This is a genomic window from Thalassotalea ganghwensis, assembly GCF_053485795.1.
Window position 1 is genome coordinate 271,311 of the sequence record NZ_JBQRUM010000003.1, and the last position, 21,575, is coordinate 292,885.

General features: G+C 37.0%; 16 protein-coding genes. 13 read left to right on the forward strand and 3 right to left on the reverse strand.

Annotated features, from left to right (window positions below):
- The first annotated feature begins 73 nt into the window (after positions 1 to 73).
- From ACSLUH_RS04730 to ACSLUH_RS04780, 11 genes are all read left to right on the forward strand, one after another.
- Positions 74 to 1,024, forward strand: coding sequence for a polysaccharide deacetylase family protein (locus ACSLUH_RS04730; RefSeq protein WP_448565127.1), 951 nt, complete (start codon positions 74 to 76; stop codon positions 1,022 to 1,024).
- 30 nt (positions 1,025 to 1,054) lie between these two features.
- Positions 1,055 to 2,275, forward strand: coding sequence for a hypothetical protein (locus ACSLUH_RS04735; protein WP_448565129.1), 1,221 nt, complete (start codon positions 1,055 to 1,057; stop codon positions 2,273 to 2,275).
- Positions 2,254 to 3,264 (forward strand): polysaccharide deacetylase family protein, encoded by a 1,011-nt coding sequence (locus ACSLUH_RS04740; protein ID WP_448565131.1) that lies wholly within the window; start codon positions 2,254 to 2,256, stop codon positions 3,262 to 3,264. The genes ACSLUH_RS04735 and ACSLUH_RS04740 overlap by 22 nt, the downstream gene beginning before the upstream one ends.
- A 26-nt stretch (positions 3,265 to 3,290) precedes the next feature.
- Positions 3,291 to 4,373 (forward strand): sugar-transfer associated ATP-grasp domain-containing protein, encoded by a 1,083-nt coding sequence (locus ACSLUH_RS04745; protein WP_448565133.1) that lies wholly within the window; start codon positions 3,291 to 3,293, stop codon positions 4,371 to 4,373.
- A 228-nt stretch (positions 4,374 to 4,601) separates the two neighbouring features.
- Entirely contained in the window at positions 4,602 to 4,793 is a 192-nt protein-coding gene (locus ACSLUH_RS04750; RefSeq protein ID WP_448565135.1) for a polysaccharide deacetylase family protein, read from the forward strand.
- 56 nt (positions 4,794 to 4,849) lie between these two features.
- Complete coding sequence (locus tag ACSLUH_RS04755) at positions 4,850 to 5,959, forward strand: sugar-transfer associated ATP-grasp domain-containing protein (protein ID WP_448565137.1); 1,110 nt, start codon at positions 4,850 to 4,852, stop codon at positions 5,957 to 5,959.
- A complete protein-coding gene (locus tag ACSLUH_RS04760) occupies positions 5,952 to 7,142 on the forward strand; it encodes a glycosyltransferase (protein ID WP_448565139.1) in 1,191 nt (396 codons plus the stop codon). Before ACSLUH_RS04755 ends, ACSLUH_RS04760 begins: the two co-directional genes overlap by 8 nt.
- 3 nt (positions 7,143 to 7,145) lie before the next feature.
- Entirely contained in the window at positions 7,146 to 8,645 is a 1,500-nt protein-coding gene (locus tag ACSLUH_RS04765; protein WP_448565141.1) for a lipopolysaccharide biosynthesis protein, read from the forward strand.
- 181 nt (positions 8,646 to 8,826) lie between these two features.
- A complete protein-coding gene (locus ACSLUH_RS04770; RefSeq protein ID WP_448565143.1) occupies positions 8,827 to 12,057 on the forward strand; it encodes a VanZ family protein in 3,231 nt (1,076 codons plus the stop codon).
- Positions 12,058 to 12,243: 186 nt separating this feature from the next.
- On the forward strand, positions 12,244 to 13,389 hold the full coding sequence (locus ACSLUH_RS04775; RefSeq protein ID WP_448565145.1) for a carboxylate--amine ligase: 1,146 nt from the start codon (positions 12,244 to 12,246) through the stop codon (positions 13,387 to 13,389).
- Positions 13,386 to 14,546 (forward strand): DegT/DnrJ/EryC1/StrS family aminotransferase, encoded by a 1,161-nt coding sequence (locus ACSLUH_RS04780; protein WP_448565147.1) that lies wholly within the window; start codon positions 13,386 to 13,388, stop codon positions 14,544 to 14,546. Before ACSLUH_RS04775 ends, ACSLUH_RS04780 begins: the two co-directional genes overlap by 4 nt.
- Before the next feature lie 133 nt (positions 14,547 to 14,679).
- Here the strand turns inward: ACSLUH_RS04780 and ACSLUH_RS04785 are convergent, their stop codons facing one another.
- Positions 14,680 to 15,756, reverse strand: coding sequence for an NHL repeat-containing protein (locus ACSLUH_RS04785; protein ID WP_448565149.1), 1,077 nt, complete (start codon positions 15,754 to 15,756; stop codon positions 14,680 to 14,682).
- A gap of 148 nt (positions 15,757 to 15,904) precedes the next feature.
- Between ACSLUH_RS04785 and ACSLUH_RS04790 the strand changes: the two genes are divergently transcribed.
- Positions 15,905 to 17,323 (forward strand): mannose-1-phosphate guanylyltransferase/mannose-6-phosphate isomerase, encoded by a 1,419-nt coding sequence (locus tag ACSLUH_RS04790; RefSeq protein WP_448565151.1) that lies wholly within the window; start codon positions 15,905 to 15,907, stop codon positions 17,321 to 17,323.
- A 38-nt stretch (positions 17,324 to 17,361) separates the two neighbouring features.
- On the opposite strand, the gene ACSLUH_RS04795 is transcribed toward ACSLUH_RS04790, so the two are convergent.
- Positions 17,362 to 18,558 carry a hypothetical protein gene (locus ACSLUH_RS04795; protein WP_448565153.1) on the reverse strand — a complete coding sequence of 399 codons (1,197 nt, stop codon included), beginning with the start codon at positions 18,556 to 18,558 and terminating at the stop codon, positions 17,362 to 17,364.
- 9 nt (positions 18,559 to 18,567) lie between these two features.
- Positions 18,568 to 20,130 (reverse strand): MBOAT family O-acyltransferase, encoded by a 1,563-nt coding sequence (locus tag ACSLUH_RS04800; RefSeq protein WP_448565155.1) that lies wholly within the window; start codon positions 20,128 to 20,130, stop codon positions 18,568 to 18,570.
- A gap of 83 nt (positions 20,131 to 20,213) precedes the next feature.
- On the opposite strand from ACSLUH_RS04800, the gene ACSLUH_RS04805 reads away from it, so the two are divergent.
- Positions 20,214 to 21,575, forward strand: a complete 1,362-nt coding sequence (locus tag ACSLUH_RS04805) for a phosphohexomutase domain-containing protein (protein ID WP_448565220.1) — start codon at positions 20,214 to 20,216, stop codon at positions 21,573 to 21,575.

Here is a 21,575-nt window from a genome sequence, read left to right on the forward strand (position 1 = left end):
AACTTCGCAAAATTTCTTATTTATTCCGCCATCTTCAACTTATAGGGAGAACTAGAATTGACAGGCTTAAAAAATGTTCGTTAGTTGGTTATTAAGACAAACCGCTGGTTTGTTAAGCCGTGGACGTAAGTTAACAATACTGACTTATCACAGGGTTGGTCAACACTATGATGATAAGAACCCTAGAAATATACATTGGCTTATTTTTAAGTTGCAGATGAAATGGCTTAAAAAATACTTTAACGTTTTGCCATTACCTTTGGCATTAGATTTATACGCCAAAGATAAACTCCCTCCAAGAGCAGTGTGCCTGACGATTGACGATGGATACCGAGACAGTTATGACTATATTTTTAAAACACTGCAAGAGGAAAAATTAAAGGCAACATTTTTTATTAGTACGCAAGGGTTATCGTCAGGAGGTTTGTGGGATGAAGAAATCTATCACGCTATCTTTAATGCTCCTGAACACATACAATCGATAAATATTGCGGGAGATGTATATAAGATAGATAGCTTTGAAAACAAAATTGCATCTCGGTACCAATTAACAGAATTTTCAAAATATCTTTCTTTGAAAGAGCGTACAGAGATTGTTGATGAGATCAAAAAACAAACGTCATCTGAATTCAGGCTAAATTATTTTTTAAATGATGAACACATTAAAGAAATGCATTTAGCAGGTATGACAATTGGGGCGCACACCCATAGTCATCCTATATTACTCCAAGAAAATGATGATTTAGCCATAGAAGAAATTAAAAAAAGTAAAGAGATACTTGAAAAAATCATAGGTGAAGAAGTTATCTATTTCGCTTATCCGAATGGGAAGTGTAATCAGGATTATAGTGAAAAACATGTAGACATGGTTAAAAAATTAGGGTTTAAAGCCGCTTTGTCAACTGATTGGGGGTGTTTATCTAAACCAAATGACGATTTTTATAATATAAAGCGTTTTACCCCATGGGATGAAACAGAGCTCAACTTTATCTTACGACTGACATTAAATTATCGTAGATATTAACAAAATTTAACTAGTTTATTGGGAAAATAAGTGAATAAAAATAATTGGCGCAGTGATTACAATGTGTTGGTGCCACAAGCAGACTCTATGGGGGCTATTGCTGTAATTCGCTCTTTAGGACAACATGGATATAATGTATTCGCCACTTCTGAAAAAAAAGAAGCATTAGGTTGTCGCTCTAACTATGTCAAAGAATCAGCTGTTAGCCCAGCATATAACGAAGAATATTTAGCATGGCTGCGACGTTATATTATTGAAAAAAATATTGATGTGATTATTCCAAGCGAAGCTTTTTATTTAATAATAAAAGATCATTATCAAGAGTTTGCTCATTTACTCCCCATCACGAGTAATGAGCAAGAAACCTATAAATGCCTGTGTAAAGTTGACGTTTTTCAATCATTCTTAGAGGCTAAGGATACAAAACTCGCCCAGAATATACCGAATACTAAAATTATTACGCAAAATGAACATATTAATTGGAATGAATTTAAAAAATGGCGCTTTCCTTTATTTCTCAAAGGTGATGCATTCTACGCTAGAGAAAGTTCAGACGCTAAAATTGTAAAAGTGGATACGCTTGACGAAGCAAAACTGCAAATACAGAGTTTATTAGAACTTTTTAGCAAAGTGATGATTCAAGATTGTAGCTCAGGAGTAAAAGCTACGGTTAACCTACTTTTTCAAGATGGCGAGCTATTGGCTGAATCTATGGCATTGGCTACTCATGAGAATCCTCATACGGGAGGGTTGACAACATTGAGGCACAGTTGGTGGCAAGATGATATGTACGAAGATGCAATTAGGCGAGTTAAACACTTAAATTGGAATGGACCAGCAATGGTTGAGTATAAATGGTGTCATCGTAAGCAATCTTTTTCTTTTATTGAAATAAATTCAAGGTATTGGGCTGCCCTAAACTTAGATATTTTAGCAGGGGTTCATTTTCCATGTGTACATTTGGATTACTTCTTCAATAAATCAATCGCGGATAAGCCGGCAAGATTAACAACCGATATAGTAGTGAGAAACGCATTGCCAGCAGATTTTGGTTATATGCTTTCTTCGTTAAAAGACCAAGAAATCAGTATGACAAAAAAAACTCTAATATTTATCGAGTTTTGGTTGTTGTTTCTCAATCCAAGGATTAAAGCTGATTTGCTATACCCAGGAGATAATAAATTGTATTTTATCAACCTTTGGAATTTTACTAAGGAGCTGGGCAAGTCGTGCTTAAAGCGTTTAAGGTAATTAGCTTATACACCCTTAAGTTTATTGGCGTGTTTTGGTTGTCGCGTTACTTAACTCGAGGAAAAACCTGTGTCATTGCATATCATGGTTTTGCATATACGGATGAGTCTATCTTCCGCCCGAAGCTTTTTATGCGACCGGAAACCTTTGCTCAACGAATGGCTTGGTTAAGACACAGTAGTTATAAAGTTGTTTCGCTTCAAGAGGCTATTGATTATAGGGGGTTAGGTGTAAATACTGTCGCTCTAACCATGGATGATGGTTGGTCAGGAACTTACGAATTAGTTGGAGAGACGTTGGCGAAGTATAAGTTTCCTTTAATGCTTTATGTCACAAGTTATTATTCAGAAAAACAAGTGCCAGTGATTAACGTAGCTGTAAACTATATTATATGGAAATCTGTCGGTAAGACATTAGATCTCTCTAAGACGTTATTACCATCAGAAACTGTCTATTTAATAGACAGTACTAATGTTGCGAATATAACCATTGAAATATGTGAATTAATTGATGCAATTGACGGTATTGCTACTCGGCACAAAGCATTAATTGAACTTGCGAACCAATTAAAAGTAGCTTTAAGTGTTGATAATTACTCATTATTCCGTTTACTAAACAAAAAAGAGCTCGACAAATTGGTTAGTTACAATGTTGATGTTCAGCTTCATACGCATAGACATTGTTCCCCAAAAGAAAAAAATGATTTCTATCAAGAAATAACTCAGAACAAAGAATACTTGCAAACGATTAAACAGGACAGCTCACTAGAGCATTTTTGTTATCCAAGCGGGGAGTACTATTCTAAGCAGCTGCCGTGGCTTCGAAATACAAACATTTCTACTGCAACTACGGTTTTTCCTGGCATGTTAAGTAAAGAGACCGATTTATTGCAAATCCCACGGTTTTTAGATGGAGAAGATGTTTCTCAAATAGAGTTTGAAGCCGAATTGTGCGGGTTAAGTTCTTTCATTAGAAAAATATTTAAATAACTGACTTTAAAGGGTGATATCAAATAATGAGTTCAGATCAACTAAGGGGCTTTGAGCGTTTAAAGCGAACGTTAAGAATTATTGAAAAGGAAGCTGTGCGCTATAACAGAAGCTCACTCTCGATTATGTTTGAGATGTTAAAACTCTACGGGAAGTGTCGGTTTGGCCCTAATTATTATTTACTGGCAGGAATGGCAAACCCTAATATGTCATGGGATGAAAAATGCAGTCATATCAGTGATAAACAATATCACCAGGCATTGAATATTTTGAATCCCAAACCTTATCGAAAAATTACTCAACATAAGCTTACTGAAAAGGCTTTTTTAAAGCTCTCTAATATCGAAAGTTCGAATTTCATCGGTTTTTTACAGCCGCAAAAAGGGTTTGATTATCGCGGTAAGCCATTAACAACGGAAAAAGCCCTTTCTGAGCTGCTCTCTCAATTTTTAAATAAAAAAATATGTGCTAAGTTGCCTGAAGGTTTTGGTGGTAAAGGATTTTTGGCTGGAAAAGTAGTCTTAGATGGTGAATTAAGGCTGTTACCCTTAAATGATAAAAAATCTCTTTCAATGAAGGAGTTGGTTACCAGCTATGAACAAGTTATTGAGAGTGAGGGATTACTGTTTGAATCATATATAGAACAATCAGAAGCATATAGTGCATTTAACCCAACAAGCGTTAATACTGTTAGAGCCTGGGTTTTGCAAACGGGCGAGAGTATAGAAGTAATAGGTGGAAATTTTAGGGTAGGGAGAAAGGGCTCTCTGACGGACAATGGTGATAGTGGTGGAATAATATGCCCTATTAACCCTCAGACTGGCATTTTGGGTGCTGGGCTATTGACGTCTGACCCATTTAGAGAAAACTTTACAGAACATCCTGATAATGGAGCAAAATTGGATGGCGTTCGTTTACCAGAATGGGAAAAAATTGTCTCTTTTTCATGTGAAACCCTGAGAAAATTACCGAACACTAAATTCGCAGGTTTAGATGTCGCTATGAGTCAAAATGGCCCGATATTAATTGAAGTTAATGTGACGCCTGATAAGGACGGTGCGGCATACAGTTTTATCGCATCAAACCGTTTAGTTAACGCACTTCCTTAGTTCAAGGCACGTTGAAATGATAAATACTCCATTACCCACGCTTTGCTTAAAAATGTGTTTATTTTCGCAATATATGCGAATTTGATTTGTGGTAAAGCTCATGGTTTTTAGGACACTAAATATTAAGTCTAGAAATCGAATAGAAATATTCGAGTAGTCATAAAGTTTCAAATTATATTTTTATTGAAATTTTAATGTTGCTAAACGATAAAGCAGGATAACTCATTTGTGCATTTTTGTTATCCAAGTGGGGAGTACTATTCTACGCAGCTACCGTGGCTTAGAAATACAAATATTTCTACTGCAACTACGGTTTTTCCTGGCATGTTAACTAAGGAGACCGATTTATTGCAAATACCTCGTTTTTTAGATGGAGAAGATGTTTCTCAAATAGAGTTTGAAGCCGCGTTGTGTGATTAAAGCTCTTTTATTAGAAAAATAGTTAAGTAATTAATCATAAAGGGTGATGTCAAATAATGAGTTTAGATCAATTAAGGGGCTTTGAGCGTTTAAAGCGAACGTTAGAAATAATTGAAAAGGAAGCTGTACGCTATAACAGAAGCTCGCTCTCGATTATGTTTGAGATGTTAAAACTCTACGGGAAGTGTCGATTTGGCCCTAATTATTATTTACTGGCAGGAATGGCGAACCCTAATATGTCATGGGATGAAAAATGCAGTCATATCAGTGATAAACAATATCACCAGGCGCTGAATATTTTGAACCCCAAACCTTATCGAAAAATCACTCAACATAAACTAACTGAAAAAGCTATTTTAAAGCTCTCGAATATCGAAAGTTCGAATTTCATCGGCTTTTTACAGCCGCAAAAAGGGTTTGATTATTGCGGTAAGCCATTAACAACGGAAAAAGCCCTTTCAGAGCTGCTTTCTCAATTTTTAAATAAAAAAATATGTGCTAAGTTGCCTGAAGGTTTTGGTGGTAAGGGATTTTTGGCTGGAAAAATAGTCTTAGATGGCGAATTAAGGCTGTTACCTTTAAATGATAAAAAATCTCTTTCAATACAAGAGTTGGTTGCCAGCTATGAGCAAGTTATTGAAAATGAGGGATTACTGTTTGAATCTTATATAGAACAATCAGAAGCATATAGTGCATTTAACCCAACAAGCGTCAATACTATAAGAACTTGGGTTTTACAAACTGAAAATAAAATTGAAGTGATAGGCGCTTATTTCCGAATTGGCAGGCAAGGGTCGTTAACGGACAATGGAGATGGTGGGGGTGTAATGTGCCCTGTCAATCCTGAAAGTGGAGTATTAGGTAGTGGCTTATTGACTGTCAATCCTTTCAGAGATAACTTAACAGCGCATCCAGATACAGGTGTTCAATTGTCAGGAATTGCTTTAGACAACTGGCAGGAGATAGTTGCTTCTTCATGCGAAACACTCAGAAAACTGCCATACACAAGGTTTGCAGGTTTAGATGTAGCAATGAGTATTTATGGGCCAATCATAATTGAAATCAATGTAACCCCGGATAAAGATGGTGCTGCTTATGGATTTATCAATTCGAACAAATTAGTAGTCGCCGCTACATCTATTATGGATAGGAAAAAATATGCATAAAGTTTTAATGGTTGCACTGGAGCTACCACCATGCCGAAGTGCGGGCGTCCAACGCACTTTAAGGTTCATTGAGTTTCTCCCAAAATTTGGTTGGCAGCCATTAATTGTGACCGCTACGGACAATATTTATCAGCGCGTTGATCAAACACAAAGTATCCCTATTGAAACACCTAATAGGATAATTCGTGCACAAGCGAAAGATGCTTCTAAGCAATATTCATTTAATGGTCGCTACTTTCAATGGATGACATTACCGGATCGTTATTGGCCTTGGTATTTTGATGGTGTTAAGCAAGCAATTAAACTGATTGAACGAGAAAAGCCTGAGGTGATTTGGTCCACATACCCTGTTTTGACTGCCCATTGGATTGCGAGAAAATTACATAAGAAATTCGATATTCCTTGGATTGCCGATTTTAGAGATCCTCTGCAGTGTCGTTACGATAAATCAGCACAACAGTATAGCTGGGTTAAAAAGTGGATGGAAAAAAGTATCGTTCGAAATGCCAATAAAGTGGTTTTTACTTCAGAACGAGCAGCGTCATTTTATCGTGAGCTATATCCTAAAGAGCCTTCTGATAAGTTTATTACCATAGAGAATGGTTTTTATGCTGAAGCAGGCGATATTCCGTTAAAAAAGAGCAATAAGTTTCAATTGCTTTATAGTGGCTCATTATATGCGCAAGGAAGGAGTCCTTTACCACTCTTTAATGCGCTTGCCGCACTAAAGCAGGATGGAATCATCAGCTCAAAAAATTTCATTCTCAGTTTTAGGCCAGGACGAAAGGAAGGGTTTGAATCTATATTAACGTCATTGAATATTGATGAACTTGTAGAATTTTTGCCACCAGTGTCATTTATTGAAGCCACCGAAGAAATGAAACAAGCCAGCGCGCTTGTGTTAATTCAAGATGCAATATTTGAACGCCAAATTCCAGGAAAAATTTACGATTATATTTGTGCTCGTAAACCGATTATTGCAATTACTCCGCAAGATTCAGCGACAAGAGATTTAACTGAGCAAATTGGGTTTGGTTTTGCCACCTCAAATGAACAAGATTTGATATCAACATTAACTTACTTGATAAAAAATGAAGTTAATTGTAATGCTGATATCAGTAAATTTTCACGTCAAAGTAAGACTGCGCAATTGGCAAACGCACTAAACTTTCTTAAGAAGTAAAACATGTCCGATTTAAAAAATAAAACGATAAAAGGGATCGTGTTTCTAGGCGCAGGAAAAAGTGTCGGACGAATCATATCTTTTGTTAATACATTAGTTTTAGCTAGAATCCTATCTCCTGAAGACTATGGTTTGATGGCCATGGCGATGGTTGTTTCCGGTTTTGTTGGTTTCTTTAATGAAATAGGTCTAGGCAGCGCTATCATTCAGCGAAAAGATATTACCTCTGCTCAATTGTCAGGGGCATTTTTTATCGCTGTCTTTATAAGTGTAATATTATATGTCTTGACCTTTTTGGGAGCTCCTTTGGCAGCCGAATTTTATCAAGAGAATCAGGTGGAATCATTGTTACAAATAATTGCTATCGCATTTGTCTTCGGTGCAATGAAAACAGTTCCTGATGCGTTACTTGTTAAAGAAATGAAATTTAAGTATGTATCAATTATTGAATTCCTATCGATTTTACTAGTATGTGGGGTGACGCTAGGCTTTGCACTGTTTGAGTTTAAAACATGGTCTTTAGTATATGGTTTTCTTGCTGGGGAATTATTTAAGTTATTCGCAACGTATTGGTTAGCAAGTTGGCGTCCATCATTAAATGCGAGCATAAAAGAAGCGCTTGAGTTGATGAAATTCGGTTTGACGGTGACCTATTCTCGGCTTACTTGGTATTTGTATTCTAACGCATCCACACTGATTTTAGGTAAAGTGGCAGGTAGCGCCCAAACTGGTGTTTATGGGATGGCAAGTACTATTGCTACCATGCCTACAGCTAATATTACCAGTTTAATTATCCAAGTAGCGTCACCACTTTTTTCAAAGCTGCAAGAAGATCTGCGAGCGCTAAATAACGCATTATTTAAGTTGAGCGCGGGCATCGCGTTAATTACATTTCCTGTCTTGGTTGGTATGATTTTAACAGCTGATGAGTTAATTCCAATCTTATTGGGAGACCAATGGCTAGCAGCAATTATTCCTTTAAAGCTTTTGTGTGTGAGAGGTATGTTTAAATCAATTGATCCGTTATTAACACAAGCTTTTATTTCTATTGGTAAGGCTAACATTACTGCGCGGTATACTTCAATTTGTGCGGTGATAATACCCTTGGCTATATTTCTTGGCGCGATGACTGCTGGTATTAATGGTGCTGCATTTGCCCTTGCAATCATCTCCCCTGTTTTACTGACGCTATTGCTTTTCATGGCAAAGAAACATTTTCAATTACTTATCATGAATTATTTGAAGTTATTCACAACACCGGTATTGGGCTGTGTTGCTATGGCTGTTGTTTTAGTTTCACTCGAAAATTTAGTCTTACCGCACTTTGAGCTAAACATAGCGCTTGTTTTATTAATAAAAGTTTTATTAGGTGTTCTTACCTACATGGTTTGGATAGTCTATTTAAAAGGTGATGGTATTGAGTTATTAAAAACTGTGCTAACTGAACTAGGGGTTTCGGCTACTAAGCTAGAACGTTGGCCATTTAATCGTAGCAAGCTATAGGCTTATAGCAATGTAAAAGTACTATAAAGTAGATAATTTTAAGGGTTAGTTTGGAGAAGTATTTTTCTCAAAGTAACTATAGTAAACAAACTATTAGTTTTAAGCCATAATGCTAATGGATATAGTGTAGATAACTCGTTGAAGTAAAATTACTTGATCCGCAAAAATTGACAAGGGCAATATGCGTATACTTATCATTTTAGTTTATCTTTTAATAGCTTATGGCTCTCTATTTCCATTTGATTTTTCGTTCATAGAGTTCAACCAAGAATACAAAGAGCTGCTCAGTTTAGATATGCCAGGAATAGGAGATATTCTCGGTAATATTCTATTATTTACTCCGCTTGGGCTGCTCTATTATCTCACTGAAAATAAAGCAAAATCGAAATTTTATAGGTTTTCTCTATGGGGTAAAGTCTTGCTGTTTGCAACATGCTTACAGGTAGCACAGATTGCCATTCCGGAACGAGATCAAAACATTATCGATGTGCTATTTAATCTCATCGGCTTTTATGTCGGTATCATCAGTGTCACCTATTTTGAACAATCGAAATTGATTGATAAGCTTAGTTTGCGCCTGCTGCCATTGGGAATCGCGGCTCTATTTTTTACGTCTGAACTCATACCGCTGATCCCTTCGCTTGATTGGCAGTCATTTAAAGATAGTATTAAACCACTATTTGTGACATACAGTTGGACTAAAGCCGCAGACATTATTTTAGACACTATAGTTTGGTGCATAATCATTCGATTGATGTTTAGCAAAATTGATCGAGAGTCAATGAAGCAGTTTTTATTAATTTGGCTTGCCTTCCTTGGTAGTAAGCTCGTAATTTATACAAACACTCTGGATCTTTCGAATTTTGTCAGCCCAGTATTGGCTATCTTGCTATCGAAAAGACCGAATTTTTTTGAGGAAAAGTCTACTAAAATCCTCTTGGTATTCTTTGTTTTGGCAATCAGCTATGCGTCTATGGCAAGTCTCGGGGCTAACGAATTTTCCGCACAGACATTTATTCCTTTTAGTGGTTACTTGAATGGTCAGTTACAGTATGGTGTTCAAGAAATGTTGTTTAAGTTGTTCGCCTACAGTTCCATCATTTGGCTTGCTTTCGAACTAGGGATAAATGCGCGAAAAGTAGCTTTATTCCTCGCGATTTGGACATTAATTGTAGAATTTTTACAGTTATTTATGCCCCAAAGAGTTACTGATTTAGGTGATGTGCTATTGGTATACGTCGCATATTTAGCGGTTCGTCATATTGGCGATTATCTAGCGACAATAGAGAGTAAACAAGATGGTTCTCTCAAGATTGCAAAGGCTAATGATAAACAATTTACTGTGGGATTTGATTCTAAACAAAAGTTTTTTCTTTGGTCAGCCTTTGGTTTTATCGTTTATTACCTAACAGTTAAAGCGTTTTTAGGCTTGCCTGATATTTCCTATAACATAGCCGAATTGTTTCAACATGATGGTTCCATACTAGATTTACTTTTCTTTTGGTTGTTCATTTTATTATTTTTAGGAGGGCAGGGGATCGCCGCTAAAGTTGATGAAGATACGACAATAGCAAAGTACGTTGTTATGCAATTAATCTGTTTGTTTACAATGTTTTCGTTTTTAGCGCTCGCGGTTACAAGTGAGAGTATTGAAGATATTGTAGGCTCGTCGAAACTTTATCAGGCGGTATATTTCAGTCAAACTTCAGAAAGCTTTCTGGCGATGTTGGCAAATGTATTAAGTTTGTCTGTGGTTGCCAATATCTTAAAGTATATTGAGTTTTTTGTTAGAGGGGCCTCATTACTCTCCCTGTTTTATTTACCGTTAACGCTTTCATATCTCTTCTTCTCTAGAAAGCTTTCTTATCTTACTATTTTTAAATATCTACTCGTAACGGGTTTGTTGTATTGTTTAGCATTTTACGTCGTTTTTATTGATGCAATTACAGATAATGTAACTGAGTTGATTGTCAATCCGTATGCCTTAGGTGTTGGAATACTTATTTTCACACTTAGCATTGGCTGGCAGTGGCTATTGATAAAAGAATCAAGAAAGACTCTCGCAATAATCATTTTACTGGCCACCAGTATTTTATCTTGGTATATCACACCAGTTATATTCGAACAAAAACTAGTCAAATATGGATACACTTATTCCGCACTAGATTTTTTGATTGGATATGGCCGAGAAAGTGTTTTAGATGGTAATGAATTATTAATTCGTTGGATAGTGCTTATTTTTGCGGTTCAAGCATTGTTGCACTTTGTTGCTTGCTATTGGGGTAAAGTCCCTAAAAACTTGTTTTGGAACAAATCAAACATCAAGCAAGTTCTTAAATATATTTTCTACATATTAAGTGTTTGGATTGTTCTTTATATTAGTAATCGACTCTTTGGTGAGCATTTACATTGGCAAACGGTTCAACAGTTCTTTAGTACTCCAGATAGTTTGGGTTATGAAATTGATAAATCAAAAGCAAATAAAGTTCAAGTTGAAGAACCAGGAAAAATATTTTTAAATGGCAAGCTTATGGCTAATTTAAGCCAGGCGTTTAATCAAGCAAAAGCAAATGATTTTATCAAAATTACCCAAGGTCACTATCGTCAAGCTGGAGTGCTTAGAGCGGATAACGTCAGTATTATTGGTGAAGCAGGGGTGATAATCTTTGGCGCGACTAAGGAAGGTAAAGGAGCGCTTGTCATTAAAGGCGATAATACATATATAGAAGGCATAGAATGCCATTCTATATATGTTCCAGATAACAACGGAGTTTGTGTTCGTTTAGAGGGGAAAGGAATTACACTAAATAACGTGTACTTTCATCATGCTCAAGGAGGGTTTTTAGGCTCTAGCAAGGGCGGTGATATTCGTATTGAAAATAGCCGATTCGAACATTTAGGAGATGGTGCGTTCTACCATGGTTTATATTCATTGTCACCAACACGACTTTTTATAAGCAACTCATACTTTTTAAATACGCGCAACGGCGGGCATGAAATAAAAACACGTTCTAAATATACAGAAATTACTCATTCTGTAATTGCTTCGAGTCAGAGTCGAGACAGTCGTTTGATAGATGTACCAAACGGTGGTTCACTGGTTTTGAAGAACAATGTACTAATTGAAGGAGTGTTTAGTGAAAATCATGATCTGTTGAGTTGGGGAGTTGAGGGGATTACTCATGAACCTGAAATAGTTGAAATTGAAGGGAATACTATTATTTCAGATAAAAGTAGAGCTCGATTGATAAACTTGCAACGAATCCCGAAGAAATTCAGAGTAGAAAATAACATCATTGTGGGTAAGATTTTGGGTATAGATGAAAAGGATAATGTTATTTTTAAAAATCGTGCTGAACTCTCTATACCGCCAGCACCATTTATTCTAAATAGTGAATTTAAAAAAGAGTAAATAGGATGATTCTGAGAGTATCGAGTCCCTTTAATAATAAAAGATTTTTTCTGAAACCTTAAAGGACTTTATATCAAAAAGTTATTGTTTTATTTAACCTATCAAATAGTTTAATTACATATTGATACAAGAGTTGAGAAAATAACGGTATTATTTATGTAATGAGCTTTTAATATAAGTAAAAACATGAAATTACGTAATGAGAATGTAGTTGTCGTTGGAGCAGGTATAAATGCTTTAGGGGTAATACGCAGTTTGGGCCGTCAGTTTGACGTGCTATTGGTAACTAAGAAGGATAGTTACGTAGATAAATCTAAATATGCAAATCGTTATTATGTCGATTCAACGACAAATGAAAGCATTGTTGAAATACTAGCAAATCTATCGAAGACTTTTCGTAGTCCACCAGTATTATTGTTAACTGAAGAGAAAACAGTTTATTACGTTAGTTTAAATAGAGATCGATTGTCGGGCTATAAATTTGAGATGGCTTCTCACTCATTAATTGAATCCTTGCAATCAAAAGAAGGATTTCAAGCATTAGCCGAATCTGCGGCAAGTCCGGTACCTAAGTCAGTTGTTATTAAAACCCCTGCGGATCTTGAATTGCTTAACAAACTAACCTTTCCTTGCGTTTTTAAACCTATGGTTCAATCTAAACGATATAGTGAGCAATTCAAAAAGGCTTATAAAGTTGCGAATAGTGACGAGATACAAAGCTTATACGAAGATATTGAGCGAGTATGTAGCGACATGATAGCTCAAGAGTGGATAGAGGGACAGGATAGCGATATCTATTTTTGTCTAGCCTACTTTAATAAGAGAGGGGAATTGATTAGCTCATTTACAGGGCGAAAATTACGTTCATGGCCTTTGAATATAGGTGGAACTGCTGCTTGTACTTCGGCTCCGGAATATCATTTAGAGCTACTGTCATTAACATCCAAATTTGTGCAAAATACCAATTTCATTGGATTAATGGGCATGGAATTTAAATATGACGTTCAAAGAAAAGCGTTTTATATGATTGAGCCGACGGTTGGCCGAACAGATTATCAACATGAAATAGCGACATTAAGTGGAACTGACTTTTTAGGAGATATTGTTCGAGAAGTGCTTGGTTTATCGGAGAAGGAAAGAAAAAGTCAAAAGAAAAAAGCGGTAATTTGGTTTGATGAATTTGCTGATGCCAATGCGTTGGCTAATGGGGCACAGAAATTCCCGGAATTTACCTGCCAAAAAATAGGAGCTTTAAAGCGTTGGTATGATTTAGGGCCTTATCTTAGTTACGTGATTTTAACATTAAAAAAACGATTTAGGCTCAAAACGTGATTAAGTTTAAGGTTGCTGATTGGGGGAAAGCAGAATATTTTTCTGCCATAAACTACATGTGTTCTTTCGGCTTGTTATGCTCTGATAGATATGTTGGAAAATTGCAACATGAGCTGAGTGAGCAAACTAATGCGGATAAGGTGTTTTTACTAAATTCTGCTCGAGCAGGCATTGTATTATCTTTAAAGTGGGCGAGGGATAAAGCTCCAAATAAAACCGAAGTGTTGGTACCCTCATATATTTGCCCAAGTGTAATTGATACAATTAAAAGTTTAGGGCTTAAACCTGTTTTAATTGACGTTGACAAAGAATTATTGATTGTACCTGAAAAGGTAAGAACTAAACTTTCAGGCCGGTCTTTAGCCGTTGTTGTTGCTCATATGTATGGTGCGATCGCCAATACACGATTAATCACGGAATATGCGCATAGATTTGGCGCAATTGTTATAGATGATGCTGCTCAAAGATCTGGAACACAGGAAGGTAACGATTTTGTTGGTCATGACGGAGACATCGGCATTGTAAGTTTTGCTCAAGCTAAAACGATTGTCACTGGCGTGAAAGCATCTGGAGGGGCTTTATTTTCTCACAATAAAGCGTTTTCAGAATACTGTAAAAAACATTACTTGTTGTTACCGAAAAGCAGAAGTCGTTGGTATCCAATGCTCCACTTTAGTCTATCTTACTTGTTAGGAGGTTGTTTTAAGAGAATTGATTACTATATTCAACGAGTATTATTCAAATTCAATTGGTTAGCTGATTTTTATGAAGTGGCGCATATTTCTCCTATCGATGCACAAATTGCATTTGCTCAATATAGAAGCCTAGCCTCTAGAATTAACACTAGCTATGAAATTTTAAAAATCTATCGGCAAGGTTTTACTCAGTTGACTATTTTTGATGCATTGCAATTAAGAGACAACACAACTTACCTTTCACGTTTTATAATTCAAACTAGCGTTATCCCTCCAAAGGAACTTGCAGATAAACTATATAAGAGAGGTATAGAGAGTAAATTTTGTTACTTAAATTCATCAAGAAAATATGATGGTAGTGCGTCTAGCGGGTTGCTCGAGCTACCATTGACTGGGATTACGCAGCTACAAGCTTGTCGCGTTCTCGAAGTATTACAAGAGCTCAATGACAGTGCAGTTTAACCATATCGGTTAAAATTGAGCTGGTTTTAGAATCTTGATATTAAACATTTGAAGTTAAATAAACTGAGTCATTTGATTGCGCGAAACTATGCTGGCAATAATGAACCACATAAAAATATGTTAGTACTCATGCTTAAGCTAAAGGCTTGCTGATGGTAAACATCAAACCACTTTCAGATCCAACATTTGTGGCATTATACAAGCAAAGGTCATCAGGAATTATCCCACTAGGTAGGTAAATGTAGGCATACTTTGAACCATTTATGCTAGGACTCGATTGATAAGACAGGCTTTTGAGCTTTTGCCAGCTTATGCCATCTTTCGTAAACCAAATGGCTGCCTGAGGGGCTATTTTTTGCTTACAACCCGGCTCATAATTTACTCCTAAATAGTAATATCCAGATGCAGTTGAAACTGCATGATATGCTGGTGCATCAATTCGTTGTACTTTTGTCCGCTTTTTGCTTGGCAACGATAATGAGTATATATAGTTGATATCTTCTTCTTGAGCATCTTTACCAGCATCCATTCCCCAGGCGATACTATTTTCAAAAAACATCAAAGAAACCGCTCGCCAAGTTTGGTCTCCACCCGCAAAATGCTGCAAGGTCTTAAATTCATCATCAGTGTAATAGAAGTTTGATTCTGTATCACTATCACCGGTTGTCACCCAAATTCGTTGTCGGAACTTATCCCAATAAATGCCATGGGCATGCTTAATTTTTTTTCCACTAAAAGTAAATGCGCAACTCACCTGAGTCCCGTCATTGGTAATTGCAAGAATACGAGTGTCGCGGCCTTTAACATTAGCATACTCAGCAAAGTAAACATTGTTAGAAGGACATACCGCAATTCCATTTCTAAGAGGGGGCAATATGCTATTAGCTTTTAAGCTGTAAACGGGCTCTGCGAAGTTTTGCATTGTATTCGGGTCAAAGCGATAAATTTTATCATAAATGACGATGACGACTTTATTTGGCAGTTCAATAACATGCCCTAGCCCCATTTTTGAGGAAAAATATCGAATCATATGTCGGGCGATGAAATCTTTCAATTTGCCTGCCAATGAGTTACTGCCAGCTGGAATACGAAAGTATTTTTTTAAAGATTTGCTTTGATAAAAGTACTTGTAAACGTAGTGGTCATTCACAACTAAGCAGTATTCTGAATTTGAGTGATGAGGGTAAAAATGCTTCTTAATTGATTCCACTTTTTTTACTTCGACATGATGAGTTTTAGCTATGATAATTCAATTATTAAAATTTGTAACTGCCTCTTTAAGCATTAACAGTACTTTCGAAGTTTAATTAAATCCCTTATGATAGAGCCAATAATAGATTTAAGATTATGGAAAAGAAATGGAAAAAGCAGTCATCACGCCTGTAGTGCTTTGCGGTGGCAGTGGTACACGCTTATGGCCTTTATCACGCACTTATACACCTAAACAATTTTTACCGTTGATTTCAGAGAAGTCGATGTTACAGGAAACTGTTCTCAGGTTACCGGAAAACGTTGGTCAAGGGTTTTTTATTTGCAACGAAGAGCATCGCTTTTTATTGGCAGAGCAACTTCGTCAGATCGGCATAGAAGAAAGCACAATATTATTAGAGCCTGAAGGACGAAATACAGCTCCGGCTGTTACTCTGGCTGCTTTACAAGCTTTAAAGGAGAGTGATGACGCATTGCTGCTAGTGTTAGCGGCTGATCATGTTATTGCAGATCATCAAGCGTTTCATAAAGCTATTATGTTAGCGAGTGAATCAGCTGAGCAAGGTAAACTCACTACTTTTGGTATTGTGCCTAATCGTCCTGAAACGGGTTATGGTTATATTCAACATGTAAATCATGGCGAAAGATATCATCAAGTTAAGCAATTTGTTGAAAAGCCACCACTTGAAGTGGCTGAGCAATATGTTGCGTCAGGCGATTACTTGTGGAATAGTGGCATGTTCTTATTTAAAGCAAGTTGCTTTCTTAATGAGCTTAAAAAACACTGCCCGCAAATTTTAGAGCAGTGTCAGCAAGCTCTTGCTGGAGCCGAAAAAGATTTAGACTTTATTCGACCTGATAAAGAAGCCTTTTTGGCTTGTATGAGTGAGTCGATAGACTATGCGGTTATGGAAAGAACAGATAAAGCTACGGTCGTGCCATTAGCTGCAGGTTGGAGTGATGTTGGTTCCTATGATGCGTTAGCGCAAGTGTTATCAAGTACCGACGAAAACGGCAATGTGATTGTAGGGGATGTGCTAACCTCTGAGAGTACCAACTGTTATATAAACAGTCAGAGCAAGCTTGTAGCAACAGTCGGTGTAGAAAACTTGGTCATCGTCGATACGCCTGATGCAGTTTTGGTTGCTGATAAAGATAAGGCGCAAGATGTTAAAGCTATCGTTGAGCAGCTAAAACAACAAAAACGCAGCGAAGTGTCGTTTCAGCGAGAGGTTTACCGCCCTTGGGGTAAATATGATTCGATAGATATGGGAGAGCGTTTTCAAGTTAAACGTATTACGGTTAAGCCGGGCGCAAAACTCTCCGTGCAAATGCATCATCACCGTGCAGAGCATTGGATCATAGTCTCAGGCACTGCGAAAGTAACTATTGGTGAAAAAACAACACTGTTAAGTGAAAACCAATCAACTTATATCCCTATTGGGGAGGTTCATGCTTTAGAAAACCCTGGTAAATTACCGTTAGAGATGATTGAGGTTCAGTCAGGTAGTTATCTTGGTGAAGATGATATTGTTCGCTTTGAAGATCGTTATGGTCGCATTAAGTAGATGCAGAGAGGTGATATGAAATATCACCTCATTAACCTTTAAAGCAATAGATTTGCTTTTAAATGAATCCAATTTAGTCGATGCTTTTCTAGAAGTATTCTTTCCCATGTTAAGGTTTGAGTAATATTTTTTCGGGTAAGTTTTTTACCAAAATTATTAATAGCGCTATTTTTGTCATGTATTTTTTCTAATACAAGCTCTCCTAATTTGCTATTGTAGTGCGCGGGTTCCCAAAACCATTTTAAATGCTTGTTCGGAGTGTTAATGTCAACAGGATCCATTATATAGCTTGTTATACCACTAAAATCCCATAGTTCAATTTCACCTTTTCCCGAATCTTCAACAACTGTAACAAGAGTCCTTTTCCACTGTTCAAAGTTTTGCCATTGCCCTCGGTCATCAATGGTATACAAGTAACTATAATGATATGGGTTTATAAAAATAGTCAATTTGACATTATTGTTACGCGCAGTATTAATCAGCCTTTCTAAGTGTTTAAACTTGTTTGAATATGGGAAGCTTGAATTCACATTGATTACTAGTCCATCTTTCATTCTATTGGAAATTTCTGCAATTTTTTGTTGGAAAAGGGGCTTTATTCCTTCAGAGCGCATTATCTTTACAAAAGAATCGGCAGTGTTAAAGCCAAGAGGGGTTAAGTTGTCAACCTCTAAATGTTGCTGGGCGATTGTTTTTAAACTTGCAATAAAGGCATTTAGTGAAAAAATCATAGCAAGTTTTTCATTACTTCTCGCGATAAATGTCGAGAGATTAGCCGAGGACAAGCTATTCAAGCGAAAACTATAACTAGGCATGTCGGCATCTTCATCTTGAATAGAAGGCACAGTTAAAAAGTCTAGAAAATCAACGCTGGCTATAATTTGTTCAAGTTGCTGGGAAGATTCAATGACCTCAATCGCATAGTCAACTTGCATCGCAATACCCGCTCCCCGAATGCCTAAATTATAAGTAGATTTATTGCCAAAAAACTCACTCTTTGGATTGATACCCATCTCAATTCTAGAATTACCAACCAGAAGAATTTTTGGAGAAACATCTTGAGCCTGATAGGCTTTGGTGACCCTTGAGCGTGTTCCTGCTTTAGGCTTTTTTTGATTAATATGTTTTAGCTGTGGAGACCAGTACATTCCGAAAGGATCAATAAACCAGTTAACTAGACCAACTGTTATTAAGACCGTAACGGCGCTAAGAAACACCTTTTTTAAATAAGTCATAAAAATCACTTAAAACTGAAAATATAAAAATTCGCTGACTTGCGAAAGCGTTAAAATACCCAGAGTCAAACTTACCCCAGCTAACAGAGCCCACTTATTTGTTTCTTGCCATCGAATATCTTGTATGTACTTGTAAAATGGCCAAAAACACTGTTTTTTGCTGTAGTATAACGCATTTAAAGTACCATTCTGGTGGTGGAAAAGGTCTTGGATACTTGGCAGCAGCACAACCGCTATTAATAATAAAATATTCCACAGCCAAGTTTTTAAAAACACGGCCCCGCCTGTTGAAGGCTCAATTCCCCATGACTGTATTATCCCCCCAAGCTCACCTAACCTCGCTAGAATAGCATTGGGAACTGAGATACCATTTAGACCAATCATTCCTGATAGTATATTTAGCGCTCCATCGAGAGTGACGGCTCTAAAAAACACCCAACCAATAACAACAGCTATAAATGTTAATGACCAAGCAACAAAGTTATATAGCTTTCCTTGGATAAAGTTGACTTTTGTCTTATTAATTATTGCCTGCCAACTATGATTGATAACGAGGTAAGCGCCGTGTAGGCCTCCCCAAATAATAAAATTCCAACCAGCGCCATGCCAAAGACCACCTAACAGCATGGTGAACATTAAGTTAGAATAGCGTTTAGTATTGCCTTTTCGATTACCTCCAAGAGAGATGTAAACATAATCTCTTAGAAACTGAGACAGGGTCATGTGCCATCTGCGCCAAAATTCTGAAATATTAGCCGCTTTGTATGGTGAATAGAAATTTAGCGGTAAAATTATGCCAAACATGCGAGCTAGGCCTATGGCCATATCAGAATACCCTGAAAAATCGAAATATAACTGGAAAGTGTAGGCTAAAGCACCTCCCCAAGCGGTAAAAAAATCAATTGCATCTCCGTTATCTGCAGATTCAAAAACTGGTGTCGCATAAATCGCTACACCATCAGCTAGCACGGTTTTTTTAAATAATCCGATGGCAAAGATAGTTAAGCCTATCGTCATATGATTGGCATTGAAACGATAACTTTCTTGCTTAGCAAACTGTGGCAACATATCTTTATGGTGAACGATTGGTCCGGCAATTAGCTGTGGGAAAAAGGATACGAAAAGACTGTAATGTACAAAACTATATTCTTTTGTTATGCCTCTATACGAATCAACCAAATAAGCGATTTGCTGAAAAGTAAAAAATGAAATCGCTAATGGTAAAATAATCTGCCCTAAACTCCATTGTGTTTCGAGCAACGTATTCAAGTTGAAGACAATAAAACCGGCATATTTAAAGTAGCCAATAGCTCCAAGGTTAATGATGACGCCAATTGAAAGCAACGATTTACTTTTGGTATTCCCTAGTTTTTTTCCTAATTGATAATTAAAAATCATCGAACCGATAAGAAGCAATAAATACGCAGGATTCCACCAACCGTAGAAAAAAAGAGAAGCTATTACCAAAAAGAGAATGGCTGCTTCATTCCCTTGTTTTTTGGCAATAGTAAAGAATCCAACCAAACAAAGAGGAAGGAATAAAAAGATAAACTCAAAAGAATTAAATAACACTACTATCTTCCATGAAGATTCATTACAATTTCTTTCTATCTTAATAATAAATATCGTCTTTGTCTTGAGGTTTGTTTATGACCATACCGTTAACTTGTTTTAAAGCTTACGACATTCGTGGCAAACTTGGAGAGGAGCTCAATGAAGACGTTGCTTACAGAATAGGGCGTGCATTTTCTGAATATACCCAAGCCCAAAGTGTCGTAGTGGGTGGGGATGTGCGTTTGACCAGTGAACCTCTGAAAAATGCACTGGCTAAAGGATTAACCGATGGTGGCAGTGACGTTATTGATATTGGTTTATGTGGTACCGAGCATATCTACTTTGCAACAAGTTATCTAAATACCGATGGTGGTATTTGTGTGACAGCAAGCCATAACCCTATTGATTACAATGGGATGAAGCTCGTTCGGGAAAGTAGTAAACCAATCAGTGGAGACACCGGTTTAAATGAAATAAAATCGCTCGCTGAAAACAATGAGTTTAGTGATGTAGAAACAAAAGGTGTTGTTTCTACATTTGATATTAGTGAAGCATATACCGCACATTTGATGACTTATATTGATACCAATAACATCAAACCGATGCGCCTTGTAGTTAATGCTGGCAATGGTGCTGCTGGGCCTGCATTGGATGCTATTGAAGAAGCTTTCGTTGCTATGCAAGTTCCTGTCGAGTTCATCAAGATATATCATCAACCTGATGGGACATTTCCTCATGGGATTCCTAATCCTTTATTGCATGAAAACCAACCGGTTACTTCACACGCGGTATTAGATAATCATGCTGATATGGGGATCGCTTGGGATGGTGACTTCGATCGTTGCTTTTTATTCGATGAAAAAGGCAGTTTTATCGAGGGGTACTATATTGTCGGATTATTAGCTGAGAATTTTTTAGTGAAGAATGCCGGCGCAAAAATTATTCACGATCCAAGGTTAACGTGGAACACTATTGATATTGTTGAAGAAAATAATGGTATTGCTATTGAAAGTAAAACGGGACATGCCTTTATCAAAGAACGTATGCGTGAAGAAGACGCTGTTTATGGCGGAGAAATGAGTGCACATCACTATTTTCGAGACTTTGCATACTGTGATAGTGGAATGATCCCTTGGTTATTGGTTGCGGAGCTTATTTGTTTGAAGGGGCAGCCGTTATCGACGCTAGTGCAAGATAGAATTGCTAAATACCCGTCGCCTGGAGAAATTAATAGTAAGCTTTCTGATCCTAAGCAGGCTATTGAACGAGTGTTAAACCATTATCGAGACCAAGCATTAGCCATTGAACATGTCGATGGTATCAGTCTTACTTTTGATAACTGGCGATTCAATTTACGTTCTAGTAATACTGAACCCGTCGTTAGGCTGAATGTTGAAACTCGTGGTGATGTCAGCTTAATGAAAGCAAAAACAGATGAAGTTTTGGCATTATTGCGCTCGTAA

Coding starts and splice junctions, on each gene's coding strand:
- ACSLUH_RS04730 (WP_448565127.1), top strand. CDS start 74: ATGTTCGTTAGTTGGTTATTAAGACAAACCGCTGGTTTGTTAAGCCGT.
- ACSLUH_RS04745 (WP_448565133.1), top strand. CDS start 3,291: ATGAGTTCAGATCAACTAAGGGGCTTTGAGCGTTTAAAGCGAACGTTA.
- ACSLUH_RS04755 (WP_448565137.1), top strand. CDS start 4,850: ATGAGTTTAGATCAATTAAGGGGCTTTGAGCGTTTAAAGCGAACGTTA.
- ACSLUH_RS04760 (WP_448565139.1), top strand. CDS start 5,952: ATGCATAAAGTTTTAATGGTTGCACTGGAGCTACCACCATGCCGAAGT.
- ACSLUH_RS04765 (WP_448565141.1), top strand. CDS start 7,146: ATGTCCGATTTAAAAAATAAAACGATAAAAGGGATCGTGTTTCTAGGC.
- ACSLUH_RS04770 (WP_448565143.1), top strand. CDS start 8,827: ATGCGTATACTTATCATTTTAGTTTATCTTTTAATAGCTTATGGCTCT.
- ACSLUH_RS04775 (WP_448565145.1), top strand. CDS start 12,244: ATGAAATTACGTAATGAGAATGTAGTTGTCGTTGGAGCAGGTATAAAT.
- ACSLUH_RS04790 (WP_448565151.1), top strand. CDS start 15,905: ATGGAAAAAGCAGTCATCACGCCTGTAGTGCTTTGCGGTGGCAGTGGT.
- ACSLUH_RS04795 (WP_448565153.1), bottom strand. CDS start 18,558: ATGACTTATTTAAAAAAGGTGTTTCTTAGCGCCGTTACGGTCTTAATA.